The organism is Massilia sp. Root335 (assembly GCF_001425685.1).
GTDB classification, from domain to species: domain Bacteria; phylum Pseudomonadota; class Gammaproteobacteria; order Burkholderiales; family Burkholderiaceae_D; genus Telluria; species Telluria luteola.
This window is the reverse complement of record NZ_LMCY01000062.1, coordinates 182-5,088: the sequence shown is the minus strand read 5'-3', so window position 1 is coordinate 5,088 and position 4,907 is coordinate 182. Positions and strand designations below refer to the sequence as shown.

The 4,907-nt window shown below is 62.4% G+C and carries 4 protein-coding genes, 1 tRNA gene and 1 pseudogene (1 of these 6 cut by a window edge); all 6 read right to left on the bottom strand.

Translation table 11 applies throughout. The features are described from left to right. Positions 1-51 (bottom strand) — tRNA-Ser (locus ASC93_RS31810) (it extends 121 nt beyond the left edge of the window). A gap of 76 nt (positions 52-127) precedes the next feature. Continuing rightward, a complete protein-coding gene (locus ASC93_RS27400; protein WP_200958412.1) occupies positions 128-1,396 on the bottom strand; it encodes a glycoside hydrolase family 5 protein in 1,269 nt (422 codons plus the stop codon). A gap of 299 nt (positions 1,397-1,695) precedes the next feature. Continuing rightward, positions 1,696-1,984: pseudogene (locus tag ASC93_RS32440) on the bottom strand (helix-turn-helix transcriptional regulator); the annotation flags it as partial. A gap of 2 nt (positions 1,985-1,986) precedes the next feature. After that, a partial coding sequence (locus ASC93_RS27395) for a XylR family transcriptional regulator (protein ID WP_229412894.1) occupies positions 1,987-2,903 on the bottom strand: 917 nt, incomplete at its 3' end. A gap of 1 nt (position 2,904) precedes the next feature. Further along, positions 2,905-3,240, bottom strand: a complete 336-nt coding sequence (locus tag ASC93_RS27390; RefSeq protein ID WP_157202146.1) for a hypothetical protein — start codon at positions 3,238-3,240, stop codon at positions 2,905-2,907. Between the two features lie 268 nt (positions 3,241-3,508). Continuing rightward, the gene (locus ASC93_RS27385; RefSeq protein ID WP_056450222.1) at positions 3,509-4,723 is read right to left on the bottom strand and encodes a helix-turn-helix transcriptional regulator; all 1,215 of its coding nucleotides are present in this window, start codon (positions 4,721-4,723) and stop codon (positions 3,509-3,511) included. Positions 4,724-4,907 lie beyond the last annotated feature (184 nt).

Here is a 4,907-nt window from a genome sequence, read left to right as displayed (position 1 = left end):
CCGTACGCCTGATTTCGAGTCAGGTACATTCGACCACTCTGCCACCTCTCCAGGTCGCGATCGTGTTGCGGTCGTTTCGCGTGAGGCCGCATTATAGACGGTGGGTAGGAGAACCGCAAGCACCGGCTTATTTCGCCGTCAGGCCCGCCATCAGCGCGTCCAGCGTCTGCTGGCCCCGCACCAGGTTCGTCGTGCGGTCGAAGATGCCGCCCGACCGGTCGTCCGGCGCACCGACGTCCCAGAAGAACGGCACCACGCCGTTGGCGACGGCCTTCCTGACGACGTAGGTGTGGTAGTAATTGCGCGACTTGAGGTGCAGCGCCAGGGCGGCGCCCGTCAGGTTGGTACGCCGCATGGCGGCGAATTCGCCGAGCAGGACGGGAATCCCCTTGCCGACGAACTGCGTCTTCAGGCTCGCGAATTGCGCATCGACGTAGGCTTCCTCGCCCCACGTCGGATTGCGGATCGTGTCCGTCGTCGAGTGGTTGGGGGCGCCCCAGTAATACGCCTGGTAGCCCCAGGTTGCGTCCTTGTCCATCAGCACGAAATTGAACGGGTCGTAGAAGTGGATCTCGGCCATCATCCGGCCCGGCACCTTGTCGGCCGGCAGCGTGGGCATCAGCTTGACCGTCAGGTCGATGTTGGTCTGGGGGCCCTGGACGACCAGCACCCGGTAGGCGTTCCTGCCGCCGGTGGCGCGCACGGCGTCGACGAAGGTCTGGTGATAGCTCATCAGGACCGCCATCGCCGTCGCGTCCTTCGCATCCGGCTCGTTGGCGCTGGCGAACATCACGTGTTCGTCGAAACCGCGCAAGGCCGTCGCGATCTGTTCCCAGTACGCCTTCTGCTTGGCGTTCACAGCGTCCTTCTTGTCGGGCGTGACGTTCTTTTCCAGCCAGCCGCCGTCCCAGTGGATGTTGACGAGGACGTACATGTCGTTGTCGACGCAATACTGGACGACCTGCTTCACGCGGGCGAGCCACGCGGCGCTGATCCGGCCGGTCTTCTGGTCCGCGTACTGGTCCCACGACACGGGCAGCCGGATGGCATTGAATCCGGCCTTCTTGACGGCCTGGATCAGCGCATTCGACACCTGGGGATTGCCCCATGCCGTTTCGCCGCCCGTCGCTTCCATCGTGTTGCCGACGTTCCAGCCGATGCGGATCGATGCGGCGATCTGCCGCGCATTGTGCGACATGCCGGTCGTGTCGGGCGGTACGGGGCTCGTGTTGTAGCTCGGGTAGGGGCTCGCCGTCGGCGCCGGGGTGGCCGCCGTTGCCGGGGCCGTGGCCTGGACCGGTGCCGCGATCGACGGTGCCGAACCCCCGCGGGCGCCGCCGCAACCTGCGAGCAGCACCGCGAACAAGGCTGCGTACGGCATGGGCAAGGATCGCATCGATCTCCTCTCTGTATTTTTGTGGGCAAAGATGCAGAATAGAAAAATTTGATGCCTGGCGAGTAGTCCCGATCGGCGAATTGCTTTCAATGTGCAGATTGTTGAAGGATTTGAAGCGGGAATGTTATCCGGTGGAGCGCCGGTGCGCGGGATCGCAAGGGCCTGACGCCGGCCACGCCTGCCGATTTTAAAAATTGCGGCGCGCATGCGGCGCGCGCAGAGTGCAGCGCAATTGCGTGGTGTCGATCGCCCAGCCCCATCAGCAGCGAGACGCAGGACGGCCCCGAGCTGAAACCTCGTCAGGTTTCTGGGCTGGCGCCATCCGACGTCTGTCCACGCTCGCTGAGCAGGCGGTCGCGGTAGGCGTGCGGCGTGCAGCCGAGTTCGCGCTTGAACACCCGACGCATGTAGTGGACGGACGTAAGGCCGCTGCCCAGCGCCACGTCGGCGATGCTGCAGTCCCCGTTTTCCAGGCCGGCCTTGGCGGCATCGAGCTTGAAGCTCATGATCACGTCGTGCACGCTGCATCCCAGTTCCTGGCGAAAGCTGGCGTCGAGCGAAGAGCGCGATACGCCCACGTAGTGAGCGNNGTCTTGATGCCCTGGCAGGCATACTGGCGGATGAAGTGGCGCGCCCGCATCACGTTCGGATGCCTGATCGGTTGGAACTGGCTGGACGCCTGCACGTTGACGCCGGCCGGCGGCACCACGATCGGCGTGTCCGGCGGGCGCATCCCGCGCAGCATCTGCTCGATCAGATTGGCTGCCGCGCGCCCGATCTCCTGGGCGCCCTGGATCACGGAACTGAGCGGGATGCGGGTGAGCCTGCGCACCAGCGGGTCGTTGTCGATGCCGATGATCGCCACCTTTTCCGGCACTTCGACGCCGGCGATGATGCAAGCCTGCAATAGCTGGCGCGCACGCGCGTCCGAGACGGCGATGATGCCGACAGGTTTGGGCAAGCTGCGCAACCAGTCGATCTGCCCCTGGACCGCCTCGTCCCACGAATGGGCGTTGGTCTCGCAGCCGCGGAAGATTTCCGCTTCCAGCCGGGCGCCCTGCATGAGGCTGCGGAAGGCATTCTCGCGCTCCTGCGCCCAACGGTTGTCCGCGGCGGCGGGTACGCTGAACATGGCAACGTGGTGCAGGCCGACGTCGGCCAGATGCTGGCGTGCCAGTTCGACCAGCTTGACATTGTCGGTCGCCACATAGGGCACGCCGGCCGGGTAATCGGCCGGGTCGGCATAGGAACCGCCAACCGCCACGACAGGCACGCTACAGCGCGACAACGCTTCCGCCACGGCCGGATCGTCGAAATTGGCGATGATGCCATCGCCCTGCCACTGCTCGATGCCCGACAGGCGCAATCGGAAATCTTCTTCCAGGAATAACTCCCAGGCCGCGCGCGTCCTTCCAAGAAATGCGGCAATTCCGGCAATGACTTCGTGATCGAATGCCTTGTTCGCGTTGAATAACAGCGCGATCCGGTGTGCTTCCGTCGTCATCATCTTATGCTCTGAAAACATGCCAGGAAAGCGACAGCGGCCGCGCTTGCGCATGCAAAAAGCCGCGGGGCCTGATCTTGCCGTTGCTGAAGTATTCCGTACCCGCCAGCAGGTACGCATTGGCCGCGTTTTCCGGATCGATGGCCAGCGATTCCACACCCATCAGGCCGGTGTCCTTTTCGCTCAGCCAGTCGGTCGGCGCGATGCAGCGCCCGGCCTGGGTGTCGCAGCGGCAGGCGCCGCCCATCGCAACGTTATCCCAGCGATAATTTTCAGCCGCGGCGCCGAACGACATCAACAAGCCCGTCGTCAGGCAGACCGCCATTTTCTTCAATTGCATGACCGTCGCCCTTGTATTTATCTTCTGACCGAAGCATAGGATGATCATCTCGGGCAACGATATCGCCGCCGTGCGAACTTCTTACAAACCGCAGAAATTGCAAGCGAAGTCAGCCACGGTGGAAGTCGCGTGTGGCAGCTGGTGGACGGTCGGGCAAGCGGGCCGCAAGAACGTGGCCGACATGCCGGGTTTGCGTCGTGGACGAGCCCCGTGGAATGGGCCCTTGCGAGAGCTGGGATGGCGGCGGGCGGCCGTTCAGCCAGGGAGTTCAGGCTGGGTGGTCGGAAGGAGCCTGTTCGGATTGCGGGTTTGGATTGCCGTCCTGCCGTCCCTGCTGGGCGGACAGCATCCGGAATGACTTGGGCGTGCAGCCAAATTCTTCCTTGAACAGCTTGTTAAAATACGGAACATTCGAATAACCCACCAAATACGCGATTTCGGAAACGGCGGCGCTGCTCTTTTCCGTCAGCAATCTGGATGCCTCGGTCAGCCGCAGCTTATTCAGATAACTGGTGAATGTCATGCCCAGTTCGGATTTCAGCACTTCATTGATTTTATAGCGGTTCGCACCGGTCCCTTCCGCCACGGCTTCCAAATCCAGCTTGGGATCGGTATATGTGCTGGCGATATACCGCAATATCGACGCCTTTTCCTTGTCCTTGTACGGTTCCAGGGTCAACTGGCGATAGGCCACGATCGGCAGATTGATTTTCATTTTTGAATTCACGCTGGCCAGCAAGGCGCGCGAATGGGCCAGAAAAAACCATCCGCCGAATGCCGCAAAGCCACCGAGGATGATGGCGGCGAGCGCGGCCAGATAGCGGTAGTCGCGGCCATGCAAGGTCAGTTCGCCGATTTCAACGTAGGAAGCCACATTGCGCGGCGTGACGGCGCTGGTGCCGAACATGATCTTCCCGACTTTGTCGAGCCGATACGCCTGGAGCGCCAGGTCCTGCTTCCGCGCGGGGAACCACCATTCGGGAATCATCAGCCGGGTCAGGTCGAGCGTCACCGGCATGCCCTGTTCACTGCACGAAAAATACGTCCTCGGCGGAACATAGGTCGCGTACTGGCCTGGCTTGGATAATTTTTCGTCGAAGGTGGACACCTCCATCATCAGGGAAGTGGCCGGCGCGCATTTGGCAACGAAGGTAATGGTACGGAAGCGCGACCAATCCTCGAGGACAGGCCGTCCCTTGGCGTCATCGAGGACCAGGTCGGCGGCGACAAAAGGATACGCGGTTTCCCTGAGCGTGAAGTCGAAGCGCAAGCGGTCGGGCGAGGCGTCGTGCAGGCGCACTGTCGACCTGCCCCCCGTGGACACGTCGGAATACGTGCCGAAATGCGTGCGCGCACCGTCTCTATGCCCAGGCAAGAGCGCGCGTGTCGGAAAGGCCTGATAGACAAAAAACACCGCCAGCAGCGCGTCGACGATGAGCAGGACAATCAGCGCCAGCAGCGCCTTTTTATAGAACTCTTGCATATTTTAGCGGGTTGGACTGTCCCGGCGCCCCGCGTATCGACGGGTACGGTCTGGCCATCATAACAGGCGCGATCTCCTTTCCTCAAGCGCTTCGGTGCGCGGCACCGGCGGCCTGTTGGCCTATTTGGTCGACAGCACCAGCACGGTGACCGAATACGGCGCGAAGCGATAGCTGAACTCTTTA

What these genes read in the sequence shown, in the direction of transcription:
- ASC93_RS27400 (WP_200958412.1), bottom strand. Translation starts at nt 1,396, where the DNA reads ATGCGATCCTTGCCCATGCCGTACGCAGCCTTGTTCGCGGTGCTGCTC.
- ASC93_RS27390 (WP_157202146.1), bottom strand. Translation starts at nt 3,240, where the DNA reads ATGCAATTGAAGAAAATGGCGGTCTGCCTGACGACGGGCTTGTTGATG.
- ASC93_RS27385 (WP_056450222.1), bottom strand. Translation starts at nt 4,723, where the DNA reads ATGCAAGAGTTCTATAAAAAGGCGCTGCTGGCGCTGATTGTCCTGCTC.